We start from the raw sequence: 24,078 nt of genomic DNA, 5'->3' as shown, positions 1-24,078 counted from the left end.
GGCCGCGCTCGCCGAGGCGGTGCCGGCCGCGGGCGGGGTGCACGTGGTGAACAACAACGCCGCGGCGCTGCTGCTGGCCGCGCTCGCGCTGGCGCCCGGCAAGGAGATCGTGATCAGCCGCGGCGAGCTGGTCGAGATCGGCGACGGGTTCCGCATTCCCGAGCTGCTGGCGTCCACCGGCGCGCGGCTGCGCGAGGTCGGCACCACGAACCGGACCGGCCTGCGTGACTACTCCGCGGCGCTCGGCCCGGACACCGGCTTCGTGCTGAAGGTGCACCCGTCGAACTTCCGGGTCACCGGATTCACCGCGGAGGCGTCGGTGCGCGAGCTCGCCACGCTGGACGTGCCGCTGGTCGTCGACATCGGGTCCGGGCTGCTCGCGCCGCACCCGGTCCTGCCGGACGAGCCGGACGCCACCACGGTCCTGCGCGACGGCGCCGATCTGGTGACCGCGAGCGGTGACAAGCTGCTCGGGGGCCCGCAGGCCGGGCTGCTGCTGGGCTCGGCCGAGCTGGTGGAGCGGCTGCGCAGGCATCCCGCCGCCCGGGCGTTGCGCGTCGACAAGCTGACTCTCGCCGCGCTGGAGGCGACCTTGCGCGGGCCCGAACCGCCGGTCGCGCGGGCCCTGGTCGCCGACGTGGCGGAACTGCGCCGGAGGGCGGACGCGCTGGCCTCGCGGATTCCCGGTGCGAGCGTGGTGTCGTGCCGTTCGGCGGTCGGTGGCGGCGGGGCGCCCGGGGTGGAGCTGCCGTCGGTCGCGGTGAGCCTGCCGGAGTCGTTGGCGGAGCCGCTGCGCACCGGGACGCCGTCGGTGGTGGGCCGGGTCGAGCACGGCCGGTGCCTGCTGGACCTGCGCACGGTCGGCCCGGACGAGGACGAACTGCTGCTCGCGGCGGTGCGCGCGTGTACGTCGTAGCGACCGCGGGGCACGTCGACCACGGCAAGTCGACGCTGGTCGAGCGGCTCACCGGCACCTGGCCCGACCGGCTCGCGGAGGAGCAGCGCCGGGGGCTGACGATCGAGCTGGGGTTCGCCTGGACGGAGATCGACGGGCGGCGGCTCGCGTTCGTGGACGTGCCTGGGCACGAGCGGTTCGTGCCGAACATGCTCGCCGGGGTCGGCCCGGTGCCCGCCGTGGTGTTCGTCGTCGCTGCGGACGAGGGGTGGATGCCGCAGTCGGCGGAACACCTGGCGGCGCTCGACGCGCTCGGCGTCCGGCACGCGCTGCTCGTCGTGACCAAGGCCGACCTCGCCGATCCCGGGCCCGCGACCGCGGAAGCGCTTTCCCACCTGGCGGTCCTCGGGAGCTGCGACGTGGTGTCGATCGGGCGCGGCGGGGACCTGGAGCCGGTGCGCAGGGCGTTGTGCGCGCTCGTCGACCGGCTGCCCGCGCCGGATCCGGCGGCGGACGTGCGGCTGTGGGTGGACCGGGCGTTCACGGTGCGCGGCGCGGGCACGGTGGTGACCGGGACGCTCGCCGGCGGCACCCTGCGTGCGGGGGACGAGCTGGAGCTGGCCGGGGAGCGGGTGACCGTCCGCGGGCTGCAGTCGCTCGGCGCGTCGGAAACCGAGGTGACCGCGGTGGCGCGGGTCGCGGTGAACCTGCGCGGGGTGGACCGCGACCGGGTGCGGCGCGGGGACGCGCTGCTGACGCCGGGGGCGTGGGTGCACACCTCGGAGGTGGACGTCGCGGTGCGCGCGCAGGGGGAGCTGCACCGGGAGCTGGTGCTGCACCTCGGCGCGGCGGCGGTCCCGGTGCATGTCCGTCCACTGGGGACGGACGCGGCGCGGCTGCGGTTGCGGGAACCGCTGCCGTTGCGCATCGGGGACACCGGACTGCTGCGGGACCCCGGCGAGCACCGGATCGCGGCCGGGATCACGGTGCTGGACGTGCGGCCGCCGCCACTGCGGCGTCGTGGTGCGGCGCGTGCGCGGGCGGCGGAGCTGGCCGCCGGGCGGGTGGCGCCGCCGCCGATCGCCCGCGCGAGCGAGCTGCGGGCGATGGGATTCCCGTTGACGGGCAAGCGGATCGGCGAGTGGGTCGTGGACGACGCGGCCCTCGCGCGGGCGCGCGAGGAGGCGCTGTCGCGCTTCGACGAGTGGTCATCTCGCAACCCCGTCGCGGCCGGGATGCCGGTGGAGGCGTTGCGCCAGGCGGCCGGGCTACCCGCGGCCGAACTGGTGCCGGCCGCGCTGGACGGCACCGGGCTGGTGATCGCCGACGGTCTCGTGCGGCGGCCGGGTGCGAGATTGCCCGCGCCGGTGCTGTCCGCGCTGGCGCGGCTGGACGAGCGGTTCCGGTCGCAGCCGTTCCGCGCGCCCGAGGCCGACGACCTCACCGAGCTGGGGCTGGGCGCGCGGGAACTGGCGGCGGCGGTGCGCGCCGGGCGGCTGACCCGGATCGCCGACGGGGTGTTCCTCGGCCCCGACGCGGTTCCGCGGGCCGCCGAGGTGCTGGGGACGCTGCCGCAGCCGTTCACGGTCAGCGAGGCCCGGCGAGCGCTGGACACGACCCGCCGGGTCGCGGTGCCATTGCTGGAGCTGCTCGACGCCCGCGCGATCACCGCCCGGACCCCGGATTCGCGGCGCCACCTGCGCTGAGCTGCCACGACACGCGGGTTTCGCTCGGAAGCGTGACGGGTACTCGACTCACGGTGAGGAGAGGAGCTCGTCATGGACACGAACGCCTATGTGGCCTTCCTCGTGATAGGCGCGCTGATCGTCCTGGTCGACGGTCAGTTCGTCTACCACAGCGGGAAGCGGTACCTGGCGAACGGGCAGGGCGAATCGGAATCGGGGGCGTCCATGGCCCGGCTGGTCGCGGTGCTGTTCCACATCGCGACGCTGGGCGTGCTCGCGCTCATCTCGACGATCGACTTCCCCGGCGGCACCACGCCGACGGCGATCGTGGGACGCATCGGCGTGTTCCTGCTGGTGCTGGCGCTGGCCCACGGCATCACCATCGCCGTGCTGTCGCGCCAGCGCGAGGAACAGGTCGTCGAGCAGATCAACACGCGGATGAACGCCCCGCGCCCGGCGGACCACTCGCTCAACGACCCGGTCGTCTCGCCGGTGCCCGGGCAGGAGGGCCGCGACCCGCGGGTCAGCCCGAGCATCGAGAGCGGCACGCCGTACACCACGGACCGGTACTAGGAGTTCAGGCTCCGCCGGCGATGCGGCGATAGCGGCGGCGAACTCGGTGGCTCCGGCGTCCACGTGACGCCGGAGCTTCCTGCGCGCGGCCAGCGTGATCGAGTGCTGCGGCCAGGTCGGCGCGATCGAAGGCGCCTCGCACGGTCGCGGCGAGTCGACAGTCACCACGGTCCGGACACCGGTGCGGCCTCCGCGTCGCTCTCCGGCCACGGTGGCGTCGTCACCGCGACCACCGTCAGCCCGTCCGCGCCCGCCCGGAACTGGAACGCCGTGCCGAGCGGGATCGTCAAGCACACCCCGGGCGCCAGCTCAGTGACCTCCTCGCGCGTGCCCTGCCTGCGCCACATCCGGCCGCTGCCGCCGACGACGTACCAGATCTCCTCCACGGTCGCGTGCGCAACGGCCCGCGACACCTGATCCGGCTCCAGCGCGAAGTGCGCGAAACTCGCCACGCCCGGCAATGTGCACAGTGGACGGACCGCGGAGCCGTCCGGTGCGGTCACCTCGACGGCGTCCGCGAGACGCCTGGTCTGGAACGGTTTCACGACACGGCCTTCCGGTAGCGCCGCGACAGGACCCGCAGCCGATCGACGAGTTCCGGCGGCCCGGTCACGGTGAAATCCAGGTCCAGCAGACCCAGGTGCACGGCGATGCTCTGCACGGTGTCCGCGCCGGTGTGCAGCACGCACGTCGTCGCGTCGATCGCCTCGACCGTGCCCACCGCCGGGTTGATCCGTTCACGTACCACCTCCGCCGGAGCGTGCACGGTCACCTCCGCGCGGTGCCGCCACGCCGCCGCCGACACCCCGCGGCGCACCCGGTCGGTCACTTCTTCGGGCAGCTCACGCGGGGTGAACCGCGGGCCGGACGGGATCTTCGGCTCCATCCGGTCCACCCGGAACGTGCGCCAGTCGCCGCGGTCGCAGTCCCACGCCACGAGGTACCAGCGGCTTCCCCAGTTCACCAGCCGGTACGGGTCCGCCACGCGCCGACCGGTCGTGCCGTCGTGCCCGGTGTAGTCGAACCGCAGCCGCTCGTGGTCGCGGCACGCGGCGGCGAGGAGGCTCAAGGTTTCGGCGCTCACGCGCGGGCCTTCGCTGTCGGCAGGCGCACGAACGGCGTAGGTGCTCAGCGCTTGCACGCGGCGTCGCAAGCGCGACGGCAGGACCTGCTCCAGCTTCGCCAGCGCGCGCAATGCCGTCTCCTCGACGCCGGTGAGGGAGCCGGCCGCTGTGCGGAGGCTGATCGCGACCGCGACGGCCTCCTCATCGTCGAGCAGGAGCGGCGGCAGCGCGGCGCCCGCGCCCAGCCGGTAGCCGCCGACCGAGCCGCGCGTGCCGTGCACCGGGTACCCGAGGTTGCGCAGCCGCTCGACGTCGTTGCGGACGGTGCGGGTGCTCACCTCGAGGCGTTCGGCGAGTTCGGCGCCGGTCCAGTCGCGGGGTGTCTGCAGCAGGGACAGCAGGCGGAGCAGTCGGGCGGAGGTCTCCAGCATTTTTCCGAGTCTGCCGGATCAATAGGAACGAAGTCTTCCTATTGGCCGCCTAGCTTGGTGTCATGACCGAGATCAAGCCCTTCCGCATCAACGTCCCGCAGGCCGACCTGGACGACCTGGCCGACCGCCTCGCCCGCACCCGGTTCAGCGAAGAACTCGCCGACGGCGGCGACGACTACGGCGTGCCGGTCGCCCGCGTGCGTGAGCTGGTCGAGTACTGGCGCGACGGCTACGACTGGCGCGCCTTCGAAGCGAGATTGAACGCCTATCCGCAGTTCACCACCGAGATCGACGGCCAGAACGTCCACTTCCTGCACGTCCGGTCGGCGCGCGAGGACGCGCTGCCGCTGATCCTCACGCACGGCTGGCCCGGTTCGATCGTGGAGTACCTCGACGTGATCGAGCCGCTGTCCCGCGACTTCCACCTGGTGATCCCGTCGATCCCGGGGTTCGGCTTCTCCGGCCCGACCCGCGAGCGCGGCTGGAACCGGTACCGGGTCGCGAAGGCGTGGGCGGAGCTGATGGCCCGCCTCGGCTACGAGCGCTACGGCGCGGTCGGCAACGACGGCGGCTCGCTGATCTCACCCGAGGTCGGCCGGGTGGACCCGGAGCACGTCGTCGGTGTGCACGTCACGCAGATCTTCTCGTTCCCGTCGGGCGATCCCGCCGAGATGGCCGACCTGACGCCCGAGGAGGGTGCCGCGCTGGAGCACCTGCAGTGGTTCTGGTCGAAGATGGGCGCGTTCAACCAGCTGCAGGCCCAGCAGCCGCAGACGCTGGCGCACGCACTGGCCGACTCGCCGGCCGGCTTGGCCGGGTGGAACGGCCAGCTGCTCGCCGGCTTGGACGATGACTTCGTGGTGACGAACCTGGCGATCTACTGGCTGACGGGCACGACGGCGTCCTCGATGCGGTTCTACTGGGAGGACGCGCAGACGGAACCGCCCGCCGAGCCGACCACGGTGCCGCTGGCGCTGGCCGGCTTCGCGAACGACTTCCAGTCCATCCGCCGCTTCGCCGAGCGCGACCACAAGAACATCGTCAGCTGGCACACCTACGAGGTCGGCGGCCACTACGCGGCGCACCAGGCCCCCGCGGAGCTGGCGCAGGACATCCGGCAGTTCTTCGGCTCGCTCTAGGTCGCAGACGGGCCGGACCGCGGGTCCGCGGTCCGGCCGCGGCGTCAGGCGTAGAGCGTCGGCGAGTACAGGCGCGCGTCGTTGCCCACGCCGTCGACCCCGAAGCGGATCGTGCTGTCCTCGCGGAAGTCCTTGTCGCACACGCCCCAGTGGCCGGAGCCGAGGTTGTTCCGGCACGTGCCCTGACGGTAGGGCGCCCCGTTCAGGTTGTTGTACCAGCGGACCTCGGCCGCTTGCCCGTTCGCCTTCGTGTCGCGGACGTAGAACAGGTCGCCGTAGGGCTGGTAGCAGCCCTCCACCCCGGTGTCCGTCACGCAGTAGTACCAGTAGTTGCCGCTCGGGCCGTTCGAGGCCGTCGCGATGTTGTAGTCCGAAGCCGCGGCCGTTCCCGGGACGAGCAGCGCGAGCACCGCGCCGATCGAGGTGGCCAGGGCAACGAACAACGAGCGTCGCGCACGCATGTGGGAAACCCCTTCGCCAGTGCGAGTAGGCCTTGTCCGTGACCACACGATCGGGTCGGCATCGCGGTCTGCCTGGTCCGATTCGGGCGACCGCGATGCCGTCGAGCAGTCGCAATGGTTGTGGGTTGTCGCCGGCGTGGCCGCCGGTGAGCAGCACCCGCATCGGCAGCCCGCGGCCATCGACGGCGAGGTGGATTGTGGTGCTCAGTCCTCCGCGGGAGCGTCCGAGTCCTTCCCCGTCGACCGCGAGCGCCTCGACGGCGGGGGCGCAGCCCCCTTTTTCCGGGCGCCCGCAGACGCCACGGAGCGCCGGTGCGTGGCTTCCACAGAATCGCGTTGAGCACCTGCCGGTGATCCCGCCACCGCCGACCCCGCCCCGACACCGGCAACAACGGCTCGATCCGCGCCCACGCCCGATCCGCCAATACTACGTCTAATTGCAGACGGCCCCCTGGGCGGCGGAGCCGACCAGACGGGCGTACTTGGCCAGCACGCCGGTGCGGCGCGGGGGCGGGGGCGCTTCCCAGCCGGACCGGCGTTCGGCCATCTCCTCCGCGGAAATCCCCACGTCGAGCGTGCGCGTCTCCATGTCGAGCACGATCGGGTCGCCGTCGCGGACGAAGGCGATCGGGCCGCCGTGCGCGGCCTCCGGGGCGACGTGCCCGATGCACAGCCCGGTGGTCCCGCCGGAGAACCGGCCGTCGGTGAGCAGCAGGACGTCCTTGCCCAGCCCGGCGCCCTTGATCGCGCCCGTCACGGCCAGCATCTCGCGCATCCCGGGCCCGCCGCGCGGCCCCTCGTACCGGATCACCACCACGTCGCCGGGCTGCAGCGTCGGCAGCGCGTCCATCGCCGCCTGCTCGCCGTCGAACACCCGCGCCGTGCCCTCGAACCGCGACGAGTCGAACCCGGCGCTCTTCACCACCGCGCCCTCCGGCGCGAGGCTGCCGTGCAGGATCGTGAGGCCGCCGGTCGGGTGGATCGGGTCCGACAGCTTCCGCACGACCTCGCCGTCCAGCTCCGGCGGCGCCAGCTCGGCCAGGTTCTCGGCCAGCGTCTTGCCCGTCACGGTGAGGCAGTCGCCGTGCAGCAGACCCGCGTCCAGCAGCGCCTTCATCACCACCGGCACGCCGCCGACCCGGTCGACCGCGGTCATCACGTGCCGCCCGAACGGCTTCACGTCGGCCAGGTGCGGCACCCGGTCACCGATCCGGGTGAAGTCGTCCAGCGTCAGCTCGACCTCGGCCTCGTGCGCGATCGCCAGCAGGTGCAGCACCGCGTTGGTGGACCCGCCCAGCGCCATCACGACGGCGATCGCGTTCTCGAACGCCTCGCGCGTCAGCACGTCCCGCGCGGTGATCCCCGCGGCGAGCATGCCGACCACGGCCTCGCCGCTCTCCCGCGCGAACCGGTCGCGCCGCCGGTCCACCGACGGCGGGCTCGCCGAGCCGGGCAGCGACATGCCCAGCGCCTCCGCCGCGCAGGCCATCGTGTTCGCCGTGTACATCCCGCCGCAGGCGCCCTCACCGGGGCAGATGGCGCGTTCGATCTTGTCGACCTCCTCGCGGGAGATCAGGCCGCGGGCGCACGCGCCGACCGCCTCGAACGCGTCGATGATCGTCACCTCGCGACCGTCGACGTTGCCCGGCAGGATCGACCCGGCGTAGAGGAACACCGCCGCGACGTCCAGCCGCGCGGCGGCCATCAGCATCCCGGGCAGGCTCTTGTCGCAGCCGGCCAGCAGCACCGCGCCGTCCAGCCGCTCGGCCTCCATCACCGTCTCCACCGAGTCGGCGATGATCTCCCGCGACACCAGCGAGAAGTGCATGCCCTCGTGGCCCATGGAGATGCCGTCGGACACGGAGATCGTGCCGAACTCCATCGGGTAGCCGCCGCCGGCGTGCACCCCCTGCTTGCTCGCCTGCGCCAGCCGTTGCAGGGAGAGGTTGCACGGTGTTATCTCGTTCCATGACGAGGCGATGCCGATCTGCGGTTTGGCGAAGTCCTCGTCGCCCATTCCGACCGCGCGCAGCATGCCACGCGCCGCCGCGCGTTCCAGCCCGTCCGTCACGTCCCGCGACCGGGGTTTGAGGTCAGCCATGCTGAGCACCATAGGCCCGAGATCCACTCTCTACACAACGTTGACGACCGAGAACAAGTTGTAGAGAATCGATGTCATGACGACGGTGTCATTCGATCGGCATCCGGATTCCTACCGGCACTGGCGGCTCCGGATCGAGCCGCCGCTGGCGTGGCTGGAGATGGACGTCGACGAGCAGGGCGGCCTGGTCCCCGGCTACGAGCTGAAGCTCAACTCCTACGACCTGGGCGTGGACATCGAGCTCTACGACGCCGTCCAGCGGCTGCGCTTCGAGCACCCCGAGGTGCGCGCGGTGATCCTGACCAGCGCCAAGGACAAGGTGTTCTGCGCCGGCGCGAACATCCGGATGCTGGCCGGCTCCCCGCACGAGTGGAAGGTGAACTTCTGCAAGTTCACCAACGAGACCCGGGGCGGCATCGAGGACGCCACCGAGAACTCCGGCCAGATCTACCTCGCCGCGGTCAACGGCAGCTGCGCCGGCGGCGGCTACGAAATCGCCCTGGCGTGCGAGAAGATCCTGCTGGTCGACGACAACTCGTCGACCGTCGCGCTGCCCGAGGTGCCGCTGCTCGGCGTGCTGCCCGGCACCGGCGGCCTCACCCGGGTCACCGACAAGCGCCGGGTCCGCAAGGACCGCGCCGACGTGTTCGCCACCCGCCCGGACGGCGTGAAGGGCCGCACCGCGGTGGACTGGCGGCTGGTCGACGAGCTGGTCCCGCGCCAGGAGTTCCGCGCGGTCGTCGAGCAACGCGCCCGGGAACTCGCCGCCCGGAGCAACCGGCCGCGGGACGCGCAGGGCATCGTGCTCGAACCGCTCGACCGCACCGAAGAAGACGACCGCATCACCTACCCCAACACCACCGCCGAGCTGGACCGCGCCGCCGGCGTCGTCACGATCACCGTCCGCGGACCGCAAGCAGACGGCTGGCTGTTGGCGATGACCCGCGAACTGGACGACCTCGTCCTGCGCCTGCGCACCAACGAACCCGAGCTGGGCACCTGGGTCTTCCGCACCGAGGGCGACCCGGACGCCGTGCTCGCCGCCGAACGGGAGGTGCTCACCGGCACAGACTGGCTGTCCAACGAGGTCCTGCACTACTACAAGCGCACGCTGAAACGCCTCGACGTCACCAGCCGCAGCCTCATCGCCCTGATCGAACCCGGCAGTTGCTTCGCCGGGGTGCTGCTGGAGCTCGCGCTGGCCTGCGACCGCCAGTACATGCTGGACGGCCCGCCGATCGACGACGAGGACAGCGAGGAACGCGCGTGCCTCGTGCTGTCGGACGCGAACTTCGGCGCCTTCCCGATGGGCAACGGCCTGTCCCGCCTGGAATCCCGGTTCTACGGCGAGCACGACCACCTGGACTGGCTCAAGCGCGAGCGCGACCGGCGGCTGTCCGCGGGCGAGGCCGTGGAGCTGGGCCTGGTCACCGAGGCCCCGGACGACATCGACTGGGAGGACGAGATCCGGATCGTGCTGGAGGGTCGCGCCGCGCTGTCGCCGGACGCGCTCACCGGCATGGAGGCCAACCACCGGTTCGTCGGCCCGGAAACCATCGAGACCAAGATCTTCGGCCGCCTGACGGCCTGGCAGAACTGGATCTTCACGAGACCGAACGCCTCCGGGCCGGAGGGCGCGCTGCGCCGCTACGGCACCGGCCAGAAGGCTTCCTTCGACCGCAAGCGGGTGTGAGATGCCGACCAGGATCGACTACGACGCCAAGATCCCGAACAACGTCGAACTGTCCGACAACCGGAGGCTGCAGCGGGCGCTGGAGGGCTGGCAGCCGAAGTTCATGCACTGGTGGGCCGAGATGGGCCCGGCGCTGGAAACCCAGGGCGTGTACCTGCGCACGGCGGTCAGCGTCGGCCGCGACGGCTGGGCGCACTTCGACCACGTCGTGCCGCAGGACTACCGCTGGGGCATCTTCCTCTCCGAACGCGACCCGGACCGCCGCATCGCGTTCGGCGAGCACCGTGGCGAGCCCGCGTGGCAGCAGGTGCCCGGCGAGTACCGCGCCGACCTGCAGCGGCTGATCGTCATCCAGGGCGACACCGAGCCGGCGTCGGTGGAGCAGCAGAAACTGCTCGGCCTGACCGCGCCCAGCCTGTACGACCTGCGCAACCTCTTCCAGGTCAACGTGGAGGAGGGCCGCCACCTGTGGGCGATGGTCTACCTGTTGCACGCCTACTTCGGCAAGGAGGGCCGCGAGGAGGCGGAGGCGCTGCTGCACCGCAACTCCGGCAGCCCGGACACGCCACGCATCCTCGGCGCGTTCAACGAGGAGACCGCGGACTGGCTCGCGTTCTACATGTTCACCTACTTCACCGACCGCGACGGCAAGTACCAGCTGGGCACGCTGAAGGAGTCCGCGTTCGACCCGCTGTCGCGCACCTGCGAGTTCATGCTCAAGGAGGAGGCGCACCACATGTTCGTCGGCACCACCGGTGTCGACCGCGTGGTGACGCGCAGCGCCGAGCTGATCCGCGAGCACGACACCATGGACATCGCCGCGCACGGCGGCATCCCGCTCGACATCATCCAGCGCTACCTGAACTTCCACTACACCGTCTCACTCGACCTGTTCGGCAGCGAGACGTCGACCAACGCGGCCAACTACTACACCTCCGGGCTCAAGGGCCGCTGGATGGAGACCCGCCGCAAGGACGACCACCAGCTGACCGAGGACGCGGCGCTGCTGGAGAAACCGCAGGACGACGGCACCTGGACCACCGAGGAGATGCAGAAGATCCTGCTGCTCAACCTCGACCTGCGTGGCGAGTACATCGCCGACTGCTCCTCCGGTGTCAAGCGCTGGAACAAGATCCTCGCCGACGCCGGCATCGACTTCCGGTTCCGCCTGCCGCACCCTGGTTTCAACCGGAAAGTCGGCATAAACTCCGGCCACCACATCACGCCGGACGGGACGATCGTGGACGAAGCGACCTGGGAGCGCAGCCGCAGGCACTGGCTGCCGACCGACGAGGACCTCGCGTTCGTCCGCTCGCTCATGCACCCGGTGTACGAACGGGGCAAGATCGCGAGCTGGGTCGCCCCGCCGCGACAGGGCATCAACGGGAAGCCGTTCGACTACGAGTACGTGTACCTGTAAACCTGCGGAGGGCGGGCGCGATGGTCGAGTTCAACGCCGCGGACTACCTGGTCGACCGGCACGTCCGGGACGGCAACGGCGCCCGCACCGCGGTCGTCACGGTCTCGCGCACGCTGTCCTACGCCGAGCTTTCCGAAGCGGTGCACCGCGTCGCCGGCGGGCTGGCGGACATCGGGGTGCGGCCCGAGGAACGGGTCATGCTGTGCATGGTCGACGGCGTCGAGATGCTCACCGGGATCCTCGGCGCTATGTGCGCCGGGGCGGTCCCGGTGCCGGTGTCGACCATGGTGACCGGGCCCGAGCTGGGCCGGGTGCTCGCCGACTCGCGGGCCAGGGTGCTGTGCGTGTCCGGGGAGTTCACCGCGGCCGCGAAGGAGGCGGTCGAGCTGGCGCCGGAGGTCACCGACGTCGTGCTGGACCGCGCGGACGCCGCCCAGTTCTCCCGGGTGTCCACACACGACTGGACGCGACTGTCCACAGCAGACCCGCGGGAAACGTATGACACGTGGGCGGATTCGCCCGCGCTGTGGCTGTACACCTCCGGCACCACCGGCCAGCCCAAGGGCGCGATGCACCGGCACGCGAGCATCCGGGCGGTGTGCGAGACCTACGGCAGGCAGGTGCTCGGGATCGGCCCCGACGACAAGTGCTTCTCCGTCGCCAAGCTGTTCTTCGCCTACGGCATCGGCAATTCCGCGTTCTTCCCGTTGTCGGCAGGCGCGAGCACGGTGTTCGAGCCGGGCCGTCCGACGCCGCAGCTGGTCGCCGACCGGGTGCGCGCCGAGCGGCCGACGCTGTTCTTCGGGGTGCCGACGTTCTACTCCGCCCTGCTGGCCGCCGACCTGCCGCCGGACACGTTCTCCTCGGTGCGGCAGGCGGTGTCCGCGGGCGAGCCGCTGCCCGCGGTGATCTACGAGCGGTTCCGGGACCGGTTCGGGGTGGAGATCCTGGACGGGATCGGGTCCACCGAGGCGCTGCACATCTTCCTGTCCAACCGGCCGGGCGAGGTGGTGCCGGGCACCACGGGTGTCGCGGTGCCGGGCTACGACCTGGAGATCCGCGACCCGCTCGGCACGCTGATCGAGACCACCGGCCAGCCCGGCGAGCTGTACGTGCGCGGGCCGTCCACCGCGTTCGGCTACTGGAGCCGGTACGAGACGTCGAAGCAGGTGTTCCAGGGCGAGTGGCTGCGGACCGGGGACAGCTACGTGCGCAACCCGGACGGCACGTACACGTGCCTGGGCCGGTTCAACGACATGTTGAAGGCGGGCGGGATCTGGGTGTCGCCGGCCGAGGTGGAGCAGCGGTTGCTGCAGCACCCGGACGTCGCCGAGGTCGCGGTGGTGGCGGCGCCGGACTCCGACGGCATCGAGAAACCGGTGGCCTGCGTCGTCCCGGCCGCCGGGCGGGCCGTCGACCCCGACGCGTTGATCGATTTCTGCCGCGAGGGGCTCGCCGCGTTCAAACGGCCACGTGCCGTGGTGGGCGTCGAGGAGCTGCCCAAGACCGCGACGGGCAAGATCCGCCGGAACGTGATCCGCGAGCTGGTGCGGGATTCGCTGCGGCCGGGGGCGCTCACGTGATCGACGGCTACACCGTGGTCGACGCGCACGTCCACGCGCCGCGGCTGAGCACGTTGAAACCGGCGTGGCTGGAGTGGGCGGAGCGGTTCTCGGGCCCGCACGACTGGCGCTCGGCCTACGACGCGGATGGGAACGTCGTGCCCGCGCGGCTGGACGCGTTGTTCGAGGCCGAGGGCGTCGACCGCGCGTTGTTGTTCTGCGAGTACAGCCCGCGCGCGACCGGGATCCAGCCGATCGAGGACAACCTGCCGCTGGTCGCGGAGAACCCGACGCGGTTCCGGCTGGTGGCGAACGTGAACCCGTACCTGCACCACCCGGTGGCGGCCGAGGTGGAGCGGCAGCTGGACCTCGGCGCGGTGGCGTTGAAGATCCACCCCGTGCACGGCGCGTTCTCGCCGGGGGACAAGGAGTTGTACGCCGCGTACCACGTGTGCGCCGAGCGCGGGGTGCCGGTGATCATCCACTCGGGCACGAGCAGCTTCCCCGGCGCCCGCGCGAGCTTCGGCAACCCGGAGCTGATGGCCGACGTCGTGGAGGACTTCCCGTCGGTGCAGTTCGTGTTCGCCCACGGCGGCCGCGGCTGGTGGTACGACGTGGCCGCGTTCCTGGCGCTGGCGCGCGACAACGTGTGGCTGGACCTGTCCGGCCTGCCGCCGCGGAAGCTGCCGGAGTACTACGCGCGGTTCGACTTCACCCGGCTGGCCGGGCGGTTCGTGTTCGGCACGGACTGGCCCGGCGTCCCGGGCGCCGCGCGGAACGTCCGGGCGCTCCTGGAACTCGGCCTGCCGGACGCCGTCCTGCGGGACGTGCTGTCCGGCAACGCCGCGAAGCTGTACCCGGGGCTGGGGATCTAACGCATCGCCTGGTGGAGGCAGAGCCAGTTGCCTTCGGTGTCGGCGAACCAGGCCGCCTTCTCCTTGCCGAGCGTGGCGATGTGCCCCTCGGTGCGCAGGTCGCCGGTGTCGTAGTCGGCGAAGCGCACCCCGCGTTCCTCCAGGTCGCGGACCTCCGCGGAGATGTCCTCGACCTCGAAGCTGAGGACCGTGTTCTCGCTCGGCTTGGTGTCCGGCAGCGGGCGCAGGCCGATCACGTGCCCGGAGCCTGCCTCGAAGTAGCAGGTGCCGTCGGGCCCCGTGTCGGTCTGGCGCAGGCCGAGCTGGTCACCGTAGAAGTGCCGGGCGCGATCGGCATCCTGCGCCGGGAGCATGTGCGTGATGGTCGACGTGGTCAGCATGGTCGCCTCCTTCACGAGAGCACTAATCGTGCGCCGCGAATTCGCTGGAGGCAACGGGGGTTTCAGCTGGTGCCGTTCACTTCACGCAACGTCCGCATCGCGTCGGCCAGCGCCTGCGAAGCCTCCGGCCCCAGCGGCTCCAGCACACGGCGCCGCAGGATCTCGGCGCACGCCTGGCGCGCCTTTTCCGCCACCTCGCGCCCGTGCTCGGTGAGGCACGCGAACGTCACGCGCCGGTCGTCCGGGCTCGGCTTGCGGGTGATCAGCCCGGCCGCGACCAGCCGGTCCGCCACCTTCGTGAACCCGCCGCTGGACAGCGCCGCCTCGGTGGCCAGGCGCGTCATCGGCATCCGGTGGCCGGGCGTGCGCACCAGCCGCAGCAGGATGTCGAACGGCGCCGGCGCCAGGCCGAACCGCTCGGCGATCTCGCCCATGAGTCGATCCTGCGTGGCGAGGTACCCCTCGATCACGAGGCCCCACCAGGTCACGATCTCGTCATCGCCGGGAGTGGTCACCCCATGACTATACCGACCAGAACTCTTCTCGGAATATATCTTGCTGGCGAGAGGTTCTGCGGGTTAGGTTGAGGCCCCGGCAAAGGAGCAGACGATGTCCATCAAGACGAGCGGCTTGCACCACGTGACCGCGATCGGCGGCGACCCCCAGCGCAACGCCGACTTCTACCTGCGCACGCTCGGCCTGCGCCTGGTGAAGACGACGGTCAACTTCGACGATCCGGGCACCTACCACCTGTACTACGGCGACCAGTCCGGCAAGCCGGGCACGCTGATGACGTTCTTCCCGTGGCCGGACGCGCCCAGCGGCCGCCTCGGCACCGGCCAGGCCACCACGACCGCGTTCTCCGTGCCCGCCGATTCGATCGGCTGGTGGAAGGACCACCTCGCCGAGGCCGGCGTCACCACCGGTCGCATCGCCAACCGGGAGGGCGAGGACGTCCTGACCTTCCGCGACCCGGACGGCCTCCAGCTCGCGCTCGTCGCGCACCCGCAGGGCGACCCACGCGATCCGTGGGACAACGGGCACGTCCCGGCCGAGCACGCCATCCGCGGCCTGCACTCGGTGACCCTCTCGGTCGCCAAGGAGGACGCGACCGCCGACATGTTCGGCGAGCTGGGCCTGACCTTCAGCAGCCAGGACAGCAACCGCCTGCGCTTCACCGCCGGTGAGGGCGGGCCGGGCGCGATGGTCGACGTCCTGGTCACGCCGGACGCCCCGCGCGGGCTCGTCGCCGCGGGCACCGTGCACCACGTCGCCTGGCGCGCGCCCGACGAGGAAAGCCAGGCCGCGTGGCGCGAGGAGCTCGTCGACCGGGGCGTGAACGTCACCTCGATCCTCGACCGGCAGTACTTCCGCTCGATCTACTTCCGCGAGCCGGGCGGCACGCTGCTGGAGATCGCGACCGACCAGCCCGGGTTCGCCATCGACGAGCCGCTGCTGGAGCTCGGCCGCGCGCTGAAGCTGCCGCCGTGGCTGGAGCCGGACCGCGAACAGATCGAGCGCGCCCTGCCGAAGCTGGACATCCCGGGCGAGAACAACCGATGACGCTCGAGCACAAGTTCATCGAGGGCTCGCCGGACGCGCCGGTGCTGTTGCTGCTGCACGGCACCGGCGGCGGGCCGGACGACCTGGTCGGTCTCGCGCGGGAGCTGAGCCCGTCGGCCGCGTTGCTGGCCCCGGCCGGACCGGTGTCCGAGCACGGCGCCGCGCGGTGGTTCCGGCGGCTGGCGGAGGGCGTCTTCGACTACGACGACGTCCGCGCCCGCACTGAAGAGTTGGCGTCGTTCGTGCTCGACGCACGCCGGGAGTACGGACTGGACGGACGCCGGCTGGTCGCGGTCGGGTTCTCCAACGGCGCCAACATCGGCGGCGCGCTCACCCTGCTGCGGCCGGACGTGGTGCGGGAGGCGGCGTTGTTCGCGTCGATGCTGCCGGTGCCGGACCCGCCCGCGCACGACCTCAGCGCGACCCGGGTGTTCCTGTCCAATGGGGAACGCGACCCGATGGCGCCGCTGCCGTCGAACGAGCAGTTCATCCAGCTGCTGCGTGAGCGGTCGGCCTCGGTGACGGTGCACCGCCACCGAGGCGGGCACCAGATCACGCTGGACGCCCTCCAGGCCGCGCAGGCCTGGCTGACAGCTTAGTTTTTGTCGGTGCCTCCTGAGAAGATCACGGCGACTTCGAGGAGGAACCAATGGGAACGTGGGGAATCGGGCACTTCGACAACGACGAGGCCGCCGACTTCGCGAACGAGCTGGACGACCTGCCTGCCGGTGAGCGCGGGGAGTTGATCCGGACGACCCTGGAGACGGCGGCGGGCAACTCGGGGTACCTGGAGGCGCCCGAGGGAATGCTCGCGGTGGCGGCGGCCGCGCTCGTGGCGTCGCAGGTTCCGGGCGGCGATCCGGTGGACGACAGCTACGGGCCGGAGGAGCCGATCCCGGTGCTGCCAGGCGAGTTGAGAGCCGTGGCGGTGCGCGCGATCGACCGGGTGCTCGCGGAGAAGTCCGAACTGGACGAACTCTGGGAGGCGCCGGACCGCCCGTCGTGGCTGTCGGAGATCGACCGGCTGCGCGAGGTGCTGGCGGGGGCTTGACGCCTCGACACTCGCAGCAGAGGCCGCCGCGGCAGCAGGCGGCCTGCCGGTGTGGCGGTGTGGCGGCCTGCCGGTGTGGCGGTGTGGCGGCCTGCCGGTGTGGCGGTGTGGCGGCCTGCCGGTGTGGCGGCCTGCCGGTGTGGCGGCCTGTCAGTGCGGCTGCTTGCCACTGGGGCGGCTTGCCAGTGCGGCTGCTTGCCACTGGGGCGGCCTGCTAGTGCGGCGGCCTGCCATTGCGGCGGCCTGCTAGTGCGGCGGCCTGCCGGTGGGGCGGCCTGCCAGTGCGGGGGCCTGCCACTGGGGCTGCTTGCCAGTGGGGTGGCCTGCCGGTGCGGGGGCCTGCCGGTGGGGTGGCCTGCCGGTGTGGCGGCCTGCCAGTGGGGCGGCCTGCCAGTGGGGCTGCTTGCCGCTGCGGGGCCTGCCGCTGCGGTCGCCTGCTACTGCGGCCGCCTTCGGCGGTGGTCGCCTGCCGCCGCGGCAGGGCGCCCGTTGGGCTGTGCTGGGCGCGAGCTGAGCCCGAGCAGCAGAGGCCCCCTGCCTGCTGCCGATGTGGGGTGCGGCGAGCCCCTGCGAGCCGCCTGCCGCGGCAGGGCGCCGATCCTGCCGGTGCCCAAGCAAAGCGCCCCGGGTCAGAACTCCGTCGGCCGCAGCAATGCGTCCGATCCCCCGTCGATCATCAGCTGCGCGCCGTGGATGTAGCCCGCCTCCGGGCCGAGCAGGTAGCGGATCAGCGAGGCGATCTCGACCGGCCGCCCCCGGCGCGCGATCGGCGCCTGGTAGTTCCGGATCGCGTCCCCGAAGCGGGATGCCAGGCCCGCCTGCAGCAGTGGCGTGTCCACGGCCCCGGGCGCCACCGTGTTCAGCCGCACGCCCGCCGCGCCCCACTGCGCAACCCGTTGCCGCACCGCGACCGTCAGCGCGTTCTTCGACCACGAGTACGCCAAGTGTCCCGCGAACTCGCCGGCCTCCGCCAGCGCGGCCGCCTCCTCGCCGCGCGCGATCGGGTTGTCCGCCCACTTCACCATCGTCGAGGCCGACGACGACACCGCCACCGCCGCGCCGCGCAGCGCCGGGAACAACCCGTCCAGCACCTCGACCGCGCCCCGGTAGTTGACCTCGACGATCCGCAGCGGATCCGGCACGTGCGGCCCGAGCCCGGCGCACACCACGAGCCCGTCCAACGCAGGCGCCAGCGCGAGCACCCCGTCCACCGCCGCCCGCCGGCCGTCCGCAGTGGACAGATCCGCGCACACCTCCGCGTCCCGCAGGTCGACGCCGACCACCTCGTGTCCGTCCGCCCGTAACGCCGCCACCACGGCCGCCCCGATCCCCGAAGCGGACCCGGTCACGGCGATCACGTCAGCACACATCGCGTCCCCCGGTAGATCGTCGGCATGCAGCGGTTGCAGTGCACGCACAGCGAACGCGCCCCGGCCCGCAAGCGCAGCGGCAGGTCCGGCTCACGCAGCAACGCCCGCGCCATCGCCACGAACTGGAACCCCTCGGCCATCGCCCGCTCCATCGTCTCCAGCCGCGTGATCCCGCCGAGCAGGATCAACGGCAGGTCCACCGCCGCGCGGAACTGGCGCGCCCGGTCCAGCAGGTAGGCCTCCTGGAACGGGTAGCTCTTCAGGAACGCCCCGCCCACGGCACGGATGCCGAGGCGCACCGGCTGCGGGAACGCGGCCGCGAACTCCCGCACCGGCGCGTCCCCGGTGAACAGGTACATCGGGTTCAGCAGCGAACTGCCTGCGGTCAGCTCCAGCGCGTCGACGGTCCCGTCCGCCTCCAGCCACCGCGCGACCTGCACGCTCTCGTCCAGCCAGAACCCGCCCGGCACACCGTCGTCCATGTTCAGCTTCGCCGTCACGGCGATGCGCGACCCGACCTCGTCCCGCACCGCCCGCGCGACCTCCAGCGCCAGCCGCGCCCGGTTCGCGAGCGACCCGCCGTAGGAGTCGCGGCGCCGGTTCAACCGCGGGCTGAGGAACGAGCTCACCAGGTAGTTGTGTCCGAAGTGGATTTCCACCGCGTCGAACCCGGCCTCGACCGCGAACCGGGCAGCCGACGCGTGCGCACGCACGACGCGCGCCAGATCGTCCACAGTGGCCGCTCGTGTCATCCGCATTCCCAGCGGGTTGGGGAAACGGCCGGGCGCCAGCGCCGGCAACCGGTTCGACGCCGCGTTCGCGACCGGCCCCGCGTGCCCGATCTGCGCGCTCACCGCCGCGCCCTCCGCGTGCACGGCCTCGGTGAGCCGCCGCAGCCCGGGCAGCGCCTCCTCGCGCATCCAGATCTGGTGCCGGTCGGTGCGCCCCTCCGGCGACACCGCGCAGTAGGCCACCGTCGTCATCCCCACCCCGCCGCGCGCCGGCCGCCGGTGGAACTCGATCAGCCGGTCGGTGACCAGGGCGTCCGGCGTCGCGCCCTCGAACGTGGCCGCCTTGATGATCCGGTTGCGCAGCTCGACCGGCCCGATCCGCGCGGGCGCGAAGACGTCGGTCATGACCCCGCCAATCCCGCCGCGACGAACGCCCGCAGCGTCTCCACCGGCACCTCGCCGGGCATCCCGTCGGCGAAGAACTGCAGCACCAGGCCGAACGCGAGCAGCCACCGCTGCGCCGCCTCCGCCTTCGCCAGCTCCGGCCGCGCGTCCCGGAGCAGCTCGATCCACGGACCGAGCCCGAACCACCGCGACGTCCACGCCGGCTCCCGTCTGCCCAGCACGAACCGCGCCAGCAGCCGCAGCCGCAGCGCTCCGACGGGGTCCGCGGCCAGCTCTGCCAGCGGGGTGACGACCAGGTCCACCAGTTCGGGCACCGTCGGCGTCCAGCCGCCGCGCCGCCGCTCGGTGACCTCGTCCAGCCGCCGCTGCCACACCGGTGCGAGCCGGGCCTCCAGCAGCGCGGCGATGAGCGCGTCCTTCGACCCGAAGTGGTAGTGCACCGCGGCCGGGTTCATGCCGGCCGCGCTGTTGATCGCCCGCACGGACACCGCGTCGTAGCCGGATTCGAGCAGCAGTCGTTCGGCGACGGTCAGCAGTCGCTCACGGGTGGAGGCGTCGGTGCTCGGCACTCCTCCAGGGAAGCACGGATCCATCACCGAATCAATCACTGATTGACCGGCACAATGAGGACATGGCCGACGCGTTGCGCAGGTGGTCCGAGCAGCTGGCGGACTGGGCGATCCCCGAGCACATCCTGGCCGCGGCGCCCGAATCGCCCTGGGTCGTGCCGAAGCAGGTGTTCGCCCGCCGCGCCGACCGCCAGATAGCGGCGCCCGCGACGCCGACCCACCAGGCCGTGCTGGACGCGTTGCCCGGCACCGTGCTGGACGTGGGCGCGGGCGCCGGGGCCGCGAGCCTGCCGTGCGCGCGGTCGATCACACGGGTCACCGCCGTCGACACCAGTGCCGGGCTGCTCGCGGAGTTCCGGCGGCGGGCCGAGGCGCTGTCGCTGCCGCACCACACCGTCGAGGGGCGGTGGCCGGACGTCGACGTCGAGCCCGCCGACGTGGTGGTCTGCGCGCACGTCATCTACAACGCCCCCGACCTCGCGCCGTTCGCCGACGCGCTGACCGCCCACGCGCGCCGGAAGGTCGTCGTCGAACTGGCCGAGGCCCACCCGCTGACCACCCTCAACCCGCTGTGGCGGCACTTCCACGGCATCGAGCGCCCGGACGGGCCGACGGCCGACGACGCCGTCGCCGCGCTACGGGAACTCGGCCTGGAGCCCGCGGTCGTGCGCTGGCACAAGCCGGCCAGGCCGGAGTACGCCCGGTTCGACGAGCTGGTCGACGTCACCCGGCGGCGGCTCTGCCTGCCCGTGGACCGGGCGGGTGAGGTCGCCGAGGCGCTGCGTGGTCTCGGTGTCGACGAGCGGACGCCGCCGGACCTGGGCTCCTCGGGTCGCGATGTGGTCACGCTCAGCTGGCCGGTTAGCCGGTCCGTGTGATTTCGACCTGCGCGAATCCACCCACCCGAGCACAATCGGCGTATGACTCACGCGCAGGGGGACGAGCCGGCCACCGGCACCCCACCCCAGCCGCCCGTGACGGAACCCGCGCCCGCGAAGCCGGTCAAGATCAAACGGACCCGCGTCAGCGGGACCTGGGTCGCGATCATCGTCGCCCTGATCATCCTGGTCTTCCTGCTGATCTTCATCCTGCAGAACCTGGACTCGACGACGGTGGCCTTCCTCGGGATGGAGGGCAGCCTGCCGCTGGCCGTGGCCATGCTGTTCTCCGCGATCGCCGGCGCCGTCCTGGTCGCCCTGGTCGGCGGCGCGCGCATCTTCCAGTTGCGCAAGGCGACCCGGAAGGCGAACAAGGCTCTCCGCTGACCCGGCCGTAACATCATCCTGGGAAACGGGGTGATGTGGTTGACCAGCGAGAACCTGCCGAGTTCGCCGGAGGGCGGCGACGAGAACCTGCTGCGCCGGGCGGGCCGGTTCGCCGGGTGGGCCGCACGCACCGGGTTCACGATCGGCAAGCGGCTGCCGCTGCCGGGCCTCGAACTGGCCGGTGAGGGGCTGCGGCAGGTCGAGCGGCAGGTCCTGACCGGGCTGCGCCGCCGTCTCGACGAGGTCGACGACCCGTACGTGGTCGCGCTGAGCGCGGCCGGCACGGAGCACGCCCCCAACGGCGCCGGTGAGCTGGTCCCCGCGCGCGAGCCGCTGCGCGCCGCGATGAAGGAGCTGCTGGACCGGTCCGTCGGCTTCGGCCGCGAGCAGGCCCGCGAGTACCTCTACGCCACGGTGCTGCGCCAGCTCACCCCCGACGAGGCCCGCATCATCGCCACGCTCGCCACCGGTGCGGCGTTCCCTGTGATCGACGTCACTGAGCGTGGGTTCGGCGGCGGCCGCACGATCTTGCGCAACGCCTCGACGGTCGGCAAGGCGGCCGGTGTGACGCTGGCCGACGAGGTGCCCGGCTACCTGACGCGGCTGGCCGGGTTCGGCCTGGTCGAGCTGGACGACGAGTCCGCCGAGCTGGAGTCGCAGTACGAGATCCTGGCGACCGAGGACCTGGTCCGGTCGGCCGCGAAATCCGCCCGCCGGGCGCGGCTGGTGCGGCGGACCGTGCGCCTGTCGCGCTTCGGCGTCCGGTTCTGGGCGGCGTGCGATCCCGGCCAGTGGACTCGCGTCCTGTGAGCGCTGCCACTACCGTGTAACGCGCAGCGCCGGACGAGCGCTCTACGTGATAAGGCCCCACCCAGGTAAGGGGCCATAGCATACCTGGGTTCCGCAGCGCCAGCTTTCTGTTGTCATTCTCACGTGTGTTTCGTCGTTGTTGCAGGTAGCCAGGCTGTGCGCACGACGATGCGCTGAACGACCGAAACAACTCTGTTAGGTTGTTTTGACATGTCCGGAAAGCACTTGATCGAAAATCCGACCAAGGCCGACGGGGCTGCGCTTTGGCGAATCGCACGCGATTCGCAGAAGCTCGATCTCAACTCGCCTTATGCATATCTGTTGTGGTGCCGCGATTTCGCCGAGACCTCGGTGGTGGCGCGGGTGGACGGTGACGCGATCGGATTCGTGATCGCTTATCGCCGACCAACGGCGCCGGACACCGCGCTCGTCTGGCAGGTCGCCGTCGACGCGTCGCAACGCGGGCAGGGGCTGGCCGGAGCCCTGCTCGACAACCTGTTCACGCGGTTGGTGGCCGACGGGGTGCGTCACCTGGAGACCACCATCACGCCCGACAACAAAGCGTCCATCCGCCTGTTCACCTCCTTCGCGGAACGGTGGGGAGCGGAGCTGGAGCGCACCGAGCTGTTCGGCTCGGCCGACTTTCCGGACGACGGCACACGGCACGAGCCGGAAGACCTTTACCGAATCGGGCCGCTGCTCCCGAGATAACGGCGGAATTGGGCGAGGACGCCCGTGCGATTAGCTGTCGACAAGCACCAGTGAGGGGAAAACCCAAAGTGAGCATCTTCGAAAAGCTCGAATCCGAAGTGCGCAGCTACAGCCGGGGATGGCCGGTCGTGTTCGACCGCGCGCAGGGCAGCCGCCTCTACGCCGAGGACGGCCGCCCGTACCTCGACTACTTCGCCGGCGCCGGCGCGCTGAACTACGGGCACAACAACCCCGTGCTCAAGAAGGCGCTGATCGACTACATCGAGCGCGACGGCGTCACGCACGCGCTCGACATGTTCACCGTCGCCAAGCGCGACCTGCTCGAGACGCTCGACGAGAAGATCCTCAAGCCGCGCGAGCTGGACTACAAGGTCATCTTCCCCGGCCCCGGTGGCGCCAACGCCGTCGAAGCCGCGCTGAAGCTGGCCCGCAAGGTCACCGGCCGCGAGTCGGTCATCAACTTCACCAACGCCTTCCACGGCATGACCATCGGCGCGCTGTCGGTCACCGGCAACTCGATGAAGCGGCACGGCGCGGGCATCCCGCTGGTGCACGCCACACCGATGCCCTACGACCAGTACTTCGACGGCGTCTACCCGGACTTCCTGTACTTCGAGCGGCTGCTCGAGGACTCCGGCAGCGGGCTCAACGAGCCGGCCGCGGTGATCGTCGAGACCGTGCAGGGCGAGGGCGGCATCAACGCCGCCGGCATCGAGTGGCTGCGTGGCCTGTCCGACCTGTGCAAGCGGCACGACATCCTGCTGATCGTCGACGACGTGCAGATGGGCTGCGGCCGCACCGGCCCGTTCTTCAGCTTCGAGGAAGCCGGCATCAAGCCGGACATGGTGTGCCTGTCCAAGTCGCTGTCCGGCTACGGCATCCCGATGGCGCTGACCCTGATCCGCCCCGACCTCGACGTCTGGGAGCCGGGTGAGCACAACGGCACCTTCCGCGGCATCAGCCCGGCGTTCGTCACCGCCGCCGAGGCGATGCGCACGTACTGGAGCGACGACGAGCTGGAGAAGTCGGTCCGCGCCAAGGGCGAGCGCATCGGCGCCGCGCTGCAGGGTCTCGTCGACGCCTACCCGGAAGCGGAGCTGACCGCGAAGGGCCGCGGCCTCGCCCGCGGTTTGGAGTTCCAGAACGGGGAACTCGCCGGTCGGGTCTGCGCGGCCGCGTTCGAACGCGGCCTGCTCATGGAGACCTCCGGGCCGGACAGCGAGGTGGTGAAGCTGCTGCCGCCGCTGACCCTCACGGACGCGGAGGTCGGCGAGGGGCTGGAGATCATCGACGCCTCCGTCAAGGCCGTGCTCGGTAAGTAGAG

General features: G+C 71.6%; 25 protein-coding genes and 2 pseudogenes. 16 read left to right on the top strand and 11 right to left on the bottom strand.

What is annotated here, in order from left to right; genetic code table 11:
* The 3 genes from selA to ABZ193_RS08185 all read left to right on the top strand — a co-directional run.
* Nucleotides 1-916 (top strand): L-seryl-tRNA(Sec) selenium transferase (gene selA, locus ABZ193_RS08195; protein ID WP_354709355.1); only part of this gene is annotated, 916 nt, incomplete at its 5' end.
* Nucleotides 904-2,601 carry a SelB C-terminal domain-containing protein gene (locus ABZ193_RS08190; protein ID WP_354709353.1) on the top strand — a complete coding sequence of 566 codons (1,698 nt, stop codon included), beginning with the start codon at nt 904-906 and terminating at the stop codon, nt 2,599-2,601. The genes selA and ABZ193_RS08190, both read left to right, overlap by 13 nt.
* A 72-nt stretch (nt 2,602-2,673) precedes the next feature.
* On the top strand, nt 2,674-3,153 hold the full coding sequence (locus ABZ193_RS08185) for a hypothetical protein (protein ID WP_020417016.1): 480 nt from the start codon (nt 2,674-2,676) through the stop codon (nt 3,151-3,153).
* Nucleotides 3,154-3,314: 161 nt separating this feature from the next.
* Here ABZ193_RS08185 and ABZ193_RS08180 read toward each other — a convergent pair whose 3' ends face one another.
* Both ABZ193_RS08180 and ABZ193_RS08175 read right to left on the bottom strand, forming a co-directional pair.
* Nucleotides 3,315-3,698, bottom strand: a complete 384-nt coding sequence (locus tag ABZ193_RS08180; protein ID WP_354709352.1) for a hypothetical protein — start codon at nt 3,696-3,698, stop codon at nt 3,315-3,317.
* On the bottom strand, nt 3,695-4,648 hold the full coding sequence (locus ABZ193_RS08175) for a YafY family protein (protein ID WP_354709351.1): 954 nt from the start codon (nt 4,646-4,648) through the stop codon (nt 3,695-3,697). The genes ABZ193_RS08180 and ABZ193_RS08175 overlap by 4 nt, the downstream gene beginning before the upstream one ends.
* 62 nt (nt 4,649-4,710) lie before the next feature.
* Between ABZ193_RS08175 and ABZ193_RS08170 the strand changes: the two genes are divergently transcribed.
* The gene (locus ABZ193_RS08170) at nt 4,711-5,787 is read left to right on the top strand and encodes an epoxide hydrolase family protein (protein WP_354709350.1); all 1,077 of its coding nucleotides are present in this window, start codon (nt 4,711-4,713) and stop codon (nt 5,785-5,787) included.
* 44 nt (nt 5,788-5,831) lie between these two features.
* On the opposite strand, the gene ABZ193_RS08165 is transcribed toward ABZ193_RS08170, so the two are convergent.
* From ABZ193_RS08165 to ilvD, 4 genes and pseudogenes are all read right to left on the bottom strand, one after another.
* Nucleotides 5,832-6,248 (bottom strand): hypothetical protein, encoded by a 417-nt coding sequence (locus tag ABZ193_RS08165; protein ID WP_020417012.1) that lies wholly within the window; start codon nt 6,246-6,248, stop codon nt 5,832-5,834.
* A gap of 139 nt (nt 6,249-6,387) precedes the next feature.
* Nucleotides 6,388-6,483: pseudogene (locus ABZ193_RS08160) on the bottom strand (IS5/IS1182 family transposase); the annotation flags it as partial.
* Between the two features lie 73 nt (nt 6,484-6,556).
* Nucleotides 6,557-6,673, bottom strand: a pseudogene (locus tag ABZ193_RS08155) (transposase); the annotation flags it as partial.
* An 8-nt stretch (nt 6,674-6,681) separates the two neighbouring features.
* A complete protein-coding gene (gene ilvD / locus ABZ193_RS08150) occupies nt 6,682-8,349 on the bottom strand; it encodes a dihydroxy-acid dehydratase (RefSeq protein ID WP_237336448.1) in 1,668 nt (555 codons plus the stop codon).
* Nucleotides 8,350-8,425: 76 nt separating this feature from the next.
* Here ilvD and boxC point away from each other — a divergent pair, with 76 nt between their 5' ends.
* From boxC to ABZ193_RS08130, 4 genes are read left to right on the top strand one after another with little or no spacing between them, the layout of a single operon-like run.
* A complete protein-coding gene (gene boxC / locus ABZ193_RS08145) occupies nt 8,426-10,042 on the top strand; it encodes a 2,3-epoxybenzoyl-CoA dihydrolase (protein WP_354709348.1) in 1,617 nt (538 codons plus the stop codon).
* Between the two features lies 1 nt (nt 10,043).
* Nucleotides 10,044-11,462, top strand: a complete 1,419-nt coding sequence (gene boxB, locus ABZ193_RS08140) for a benzoyl-CoA 2,3-epoxidase subunit BoxB (RefSeq protein WP_020417008.1) — start codon at nt 10,044-10,046, stop codon at nt 11,460-11,462.
* A gap of 20 nt (nt 11,463-11,482) precedes the next feature.
* Nucleotides 11,483-13,045: a benzoate-CoA ligase family protein gene (locus tag ABZ193_RS08135; protein ID WP_020417007.1), complete on the top strand. Its 1,563-nt coding sequence runs from the start codon at nt 11,483-11,485 to the stop codon at nt 13,043-13,045.
* The gene (locus ABZ193_RS08130; RefSeq protein WP_354709347.1) at nt 13,042-13,899 is read left to right on the top strand and encodes an amidohydrolase family protein; all 858 of its coding nucleotides are present in this window, start codon (nt 13,042-13,044) and stop codon (nt 13,897-13,899) included. Before ABZ193_RS08135 ends, ABZ193_RS08130 begins: the two co-directional genes overlap by 4 nt.
* On the opposite strand, the gene ABZ193_RS08125 is transcribed toward ABZ193_RS08130, so the two are convergent.
* Together ABZ193_RS08125 and ABZ193_RS08120 are read right to left on the bottom strand one after the other, a co-directional pair.
* Entirely contained in the window at nt 13,896-14,279 is a 384-nt protein-coding gene (locus ABZ193_RS08125) for a VOC family protein (RefSeq protein WP_354709345.1), read from the bottom strand. The two genes, ABZ193_RS08130 and ABZ193_RS08125, sit on opposite strands and share 4 nt — an antisense overlap.
* 62 nt (nt 14,280-14,341) lie before the next feature.
* Complete coding sequence (locus tag ABZ193_RS08120; protein WP_020417004.1) at nt 14,342-14,794, bottom strand: MarR family transcriptional regulator; 453 nt, start codon at nt 14,792-14,794, stop codon at nt 14,342-14,344.
* A 94-nt stretch (nt 14,795-14,888) separates the two neighbouring features.
* On the opposite strand from ABZ193_RS08120, the gene ABZ193_RS08115 reads away from it, so the two are divergent.
* Genes ABZ193_RS08115 through ABZ193_RS08105 form a run of 3 tightly spaced genes read left to right on the top strand, consistent with a single transcriptional unit; the run spans nt 14,889 to nt 16,893 of the window.
* Entirely contained in the window at nt 14,889-15,842 is a 954-nt protein-coding gene (locus ABZ193_RS08115) for a ring-cleaving dioxygenase (protein ID WP_020417003.1), read from the top strand.
* On the top strand, nt 15,839-16,441 hold the full coding sequence (locus ABZ193_RS08110) for an alpha/beta hydrolase (protein ID WP_354709343.1): 603 nt from the start codon (nt 15,839-15,841) through the stop codon (nt 16,439-16,441). Before ABZ193_RS08115 ends, ABZ193_RS08110 begins: the two co-directional genes overlap by 4 nt.
* Nucleotides 16,442-16,491: 50 nt before the next feature.
* On the top strand, nt 16,492-16,893 hold the full coding sequence (locus ABZ193_RS08105) for a DUF4259 domain-containing protein (protein ID WP_354709341.1): 402 nt from the start codon (nt 16,492-16,494) through the stop codon (nt 16,891-16,893).
* A gap of 629 nt (nt 16,894-17,522) precedes the next feature.
* Here ABZ193_RS08105 and ABZ193_RS08100 read toward each other — a convergent pair.
* Genes ABZ193_RS08100 through ABZ193_RS08090 form a run of 3 tightly spaced genes read right to left on the bottom strand, consistent with a single transcriptional unit; the run spans nt 17,523 to nt 19,968 of the window.
* Complete coding sequence (locus ABZ193_RS08100; RefSeq protein ID WP_237336455.1) at nt 17,523-18,242, bottom strand: SDR family oxidoreductase; 720 nt, start codon at nt 18,240-18,242, stop codon at nt 17,523-17,525.
* A gap of 5 nt (nt 18,243-18,247) precedes the next feature.
* On the bottom strand, nt 18,248-19,399 hold the full coding sequence (locus tag ABZ193_RS08095; RefSeq protein WP_237336456.1) for an NADH:flavin oxidoreductase: 1,152 nt from the start codon (nt 19,397-19,399) through the stop codon (nt 18,248-18,250).
* The gene (locus ABZ193_RS08090; RefSeq protein WP_237336457.1) at nt 19,396-19,968 is read right to left on the bottom strand and encodes a TetR/AcrR family transcriptional regulator; all 573 of its coding nucleotides are present in this window, start codon (nt 19,966-19,968) and stop codon (nt 19,396-19,398) included. Before ABZ193_RS08090 ends, ABZ193_RS08095 begins: the two co-directional genes overlap by 4 nt.
* Before the next feature lie 62 nt (nt 19,969-20,030).
* Between ABZ193_RS08090 and ABZ193_RS08085 the strand changes: the two genes are divergently transcribed.
* From ABZ193_RS08085 to ectB, 5 genes are all read left to right on the top strand, one after another.
* Nucleotides 20,031-20,846, top strand: a complete 816-nt coding sequence (locus tag ABZ193_RS08085; RefSeq protein ID WP_237336458.1) for a class I SAM-dependent methyltransferase — start codon at nt 20,031-20,033, stop codon at nt 20,844-20,846.
* A gap of 42 nt (nt 20,847-20,888) precedes the next feature.
* Nucleotides 20,889-21,233 carry a lipopolysaccharide assembly protein LapA domain-containing protein gene (locus tag ABZ193_RS08080; protein WP_027933766.1) on the top strand — a complete coding sequence of 115 codons (345 nt, stop codon included), beginning with the start codon at nt 20,889-20,891 and terminating at the stop codon, nt 21,231-21,233.
* A gap of 33 nt (nt 21,234-21,266) precedes the next feature.
* A complete protein-coding gene (locus ABZ193_RS08075; protein WP_354709359.1) occupies nt 21,267-22,043 on the top strand; it encodes an Abi-alpha family protein in 777 nt (258 codons plus the stop codon).
* A 210-nt stretch (nt 22,044-22,253) separates the two neighbouring features.
* Nucleotides 22,254-22,754, top strand: a complete 501-nt coding sequence (gene ectA, locus ABZ193_RS08070) for a diaminobutyrate acetyltransferase (RefSeq protein WP_354709339.1) — start codon at nt 22,254-22,256, stop codon at nt 22,752-22,754.
* Between the two features lie 68 nt (nt 22,755-22,822).
* On the top strand, nt 22,823-24,076 hold the full coding sequence (gene ectB, locus ABZ193_RS08065; protein WP_020416993.1) for a diaminobutyrate--2-oxoglutarate transaminase: 1,254 nt from the start codon (nt 22,823-22,825) through the stop codon (nt 24,074-24,076).
* Nucleotides 24,077-24,078: the final 2 nt, after the last annotated feature.

It is taken from the genome of Amycolatopsis sp. NPDC006125 (assembly GCF_040614195.1).
Taxonomy (GTDB): Bacteria; Actinomycetota; Actinomycetes; order Mycobacteriales; family Pseudonocardiaceae; genus Amycolatopsis_E; species Amycolatopsis_E tucumanensis.
This window is presented reverse-complemented; position numbering and strand designations above follow the sequence as displayed.

Excerpts from the sequence above, each read along its gene's own strand:
- ABZ193_RS08125 (WP_354709345.1), bottom strand. The coding sequence starts at position 14,279 with ATGCTGACCACGTCGACCATCACGCACATGCTCCCGGCGCAGGATGCC.
- ABZ193_RS08110 (WP_354709343.1), top strand. The coding sequence starts at position 15,839 with ATGACGCTCGAGCACAAGTTCATCGAGGGCTCGCCGGACGCGCCGGTG.
- ilvD (WP_237336448.1), bottom strand. The coding sequence starts at position 8,349 with ATGGCTGACCTCAAACCCCGGTCGCGGGACGTGACGGACGGGCTGGAA.
- boxC (WP_354709348.1), top strand. The coding sequence starts at position 8,426 with ATGACGACGGTGTCATTCGATCGGCATCCGGATTCCTACCGGCACTGG.
- ABZ193_RS08165 (WP_020417012.1), bottom strand. The coding sequence starts at position 6,248 with ATGCGTGCGCGACGCTCGTTGTTCGTTGCCCTGGCCACCTCGATCGGC.
- ABZ193_RS08095 (WP_237336456.1), bottom strand. The coding sequence starts at position 19,399 with ATGACCGACGTCTTCGCGCCCGCGCGGATCGGGCCGGTCGAGCTGCGC.
- ectA (WP_354709339.1), top strand. The coding sequence starts at position 22,254 with ATGTCCGGAAAGCACTTGATCGAAAATCCGACCAAGGCCGACGGGGCT.
- ABZ193_RS08075 (WP_354709359.1), top strand. The coding sequence starts at position 21,267 with ATGTGGTTGACCAGCGAGAACCTGCCGAGTTCGCCGGAGGGCGGCGAC.
- ABZ193_RS08115 (WP_020417003.1), top strand. The coding sequence starts at position 14,889 with ATGTCCATCAAGACGAGCGGCTTGCACCACGTGACCGCGATCGGCGGC.
- boxB (WP_020417008.1), top strand. The coding sequence starts at position 10,044 with ATGCCGACCAGGATCGACTACGACGCCAAGATCCCGAACAACGTCGAA.
- ABZ193_RS08170 (WP_354709350.1), top strand. The coding sequence starts at position 4,711 with ATGACCGAGATCAAGCCCTTCCGCATCAACGTCCCGCAGGCCGACCTG.
- ABZ193_RS08175 (WP_354709351.1), bottom strand. The coding sequence starts at position 4,648 with ATGCTGGAGACCTCCGCCCGACTGCTCCGCCTGCTGTCCCTGCTGCAG.
- ABZ193_RS08085 (WP_237336458.1), top strand. The coding sequence starts at position 20,031 with ATGGCCGACGCGTTGCGCAGGTGGTCCGAGCAGCTGGCGGACTGGGCG.
- ABZ193_RS08135 (WP_020417007.1), top strand. The coding sequence starts at position 11,483 with ATGGTCGAGTTCAACGCCGCGGACTACCTGGTCGACCGGCACGTCCGG.
- ABZ193_RS08080 (WP_027933766.1), top strand. The coding sequence starts at position 20,889 with ATGACTCACGCGCAGGGGGACGAGCCGGCCACCGGCACCCCACCCCAG.
- ABZ193_RS08185 (WP_020417016.1), top strand. The coding sequence starts at position 2,674 with ATGGACACGAACGCCTATGTGGCCTTCCTCGTGATAGGCGCGCTGATC.
- ABZ193_RS08105 (WP_354709341.1), top strand. The coding sequence starts at position 16,492 with ATGGGAACGTGGGGAATCGGGCACTTCGACAACGACGAGGCCGCCGAC.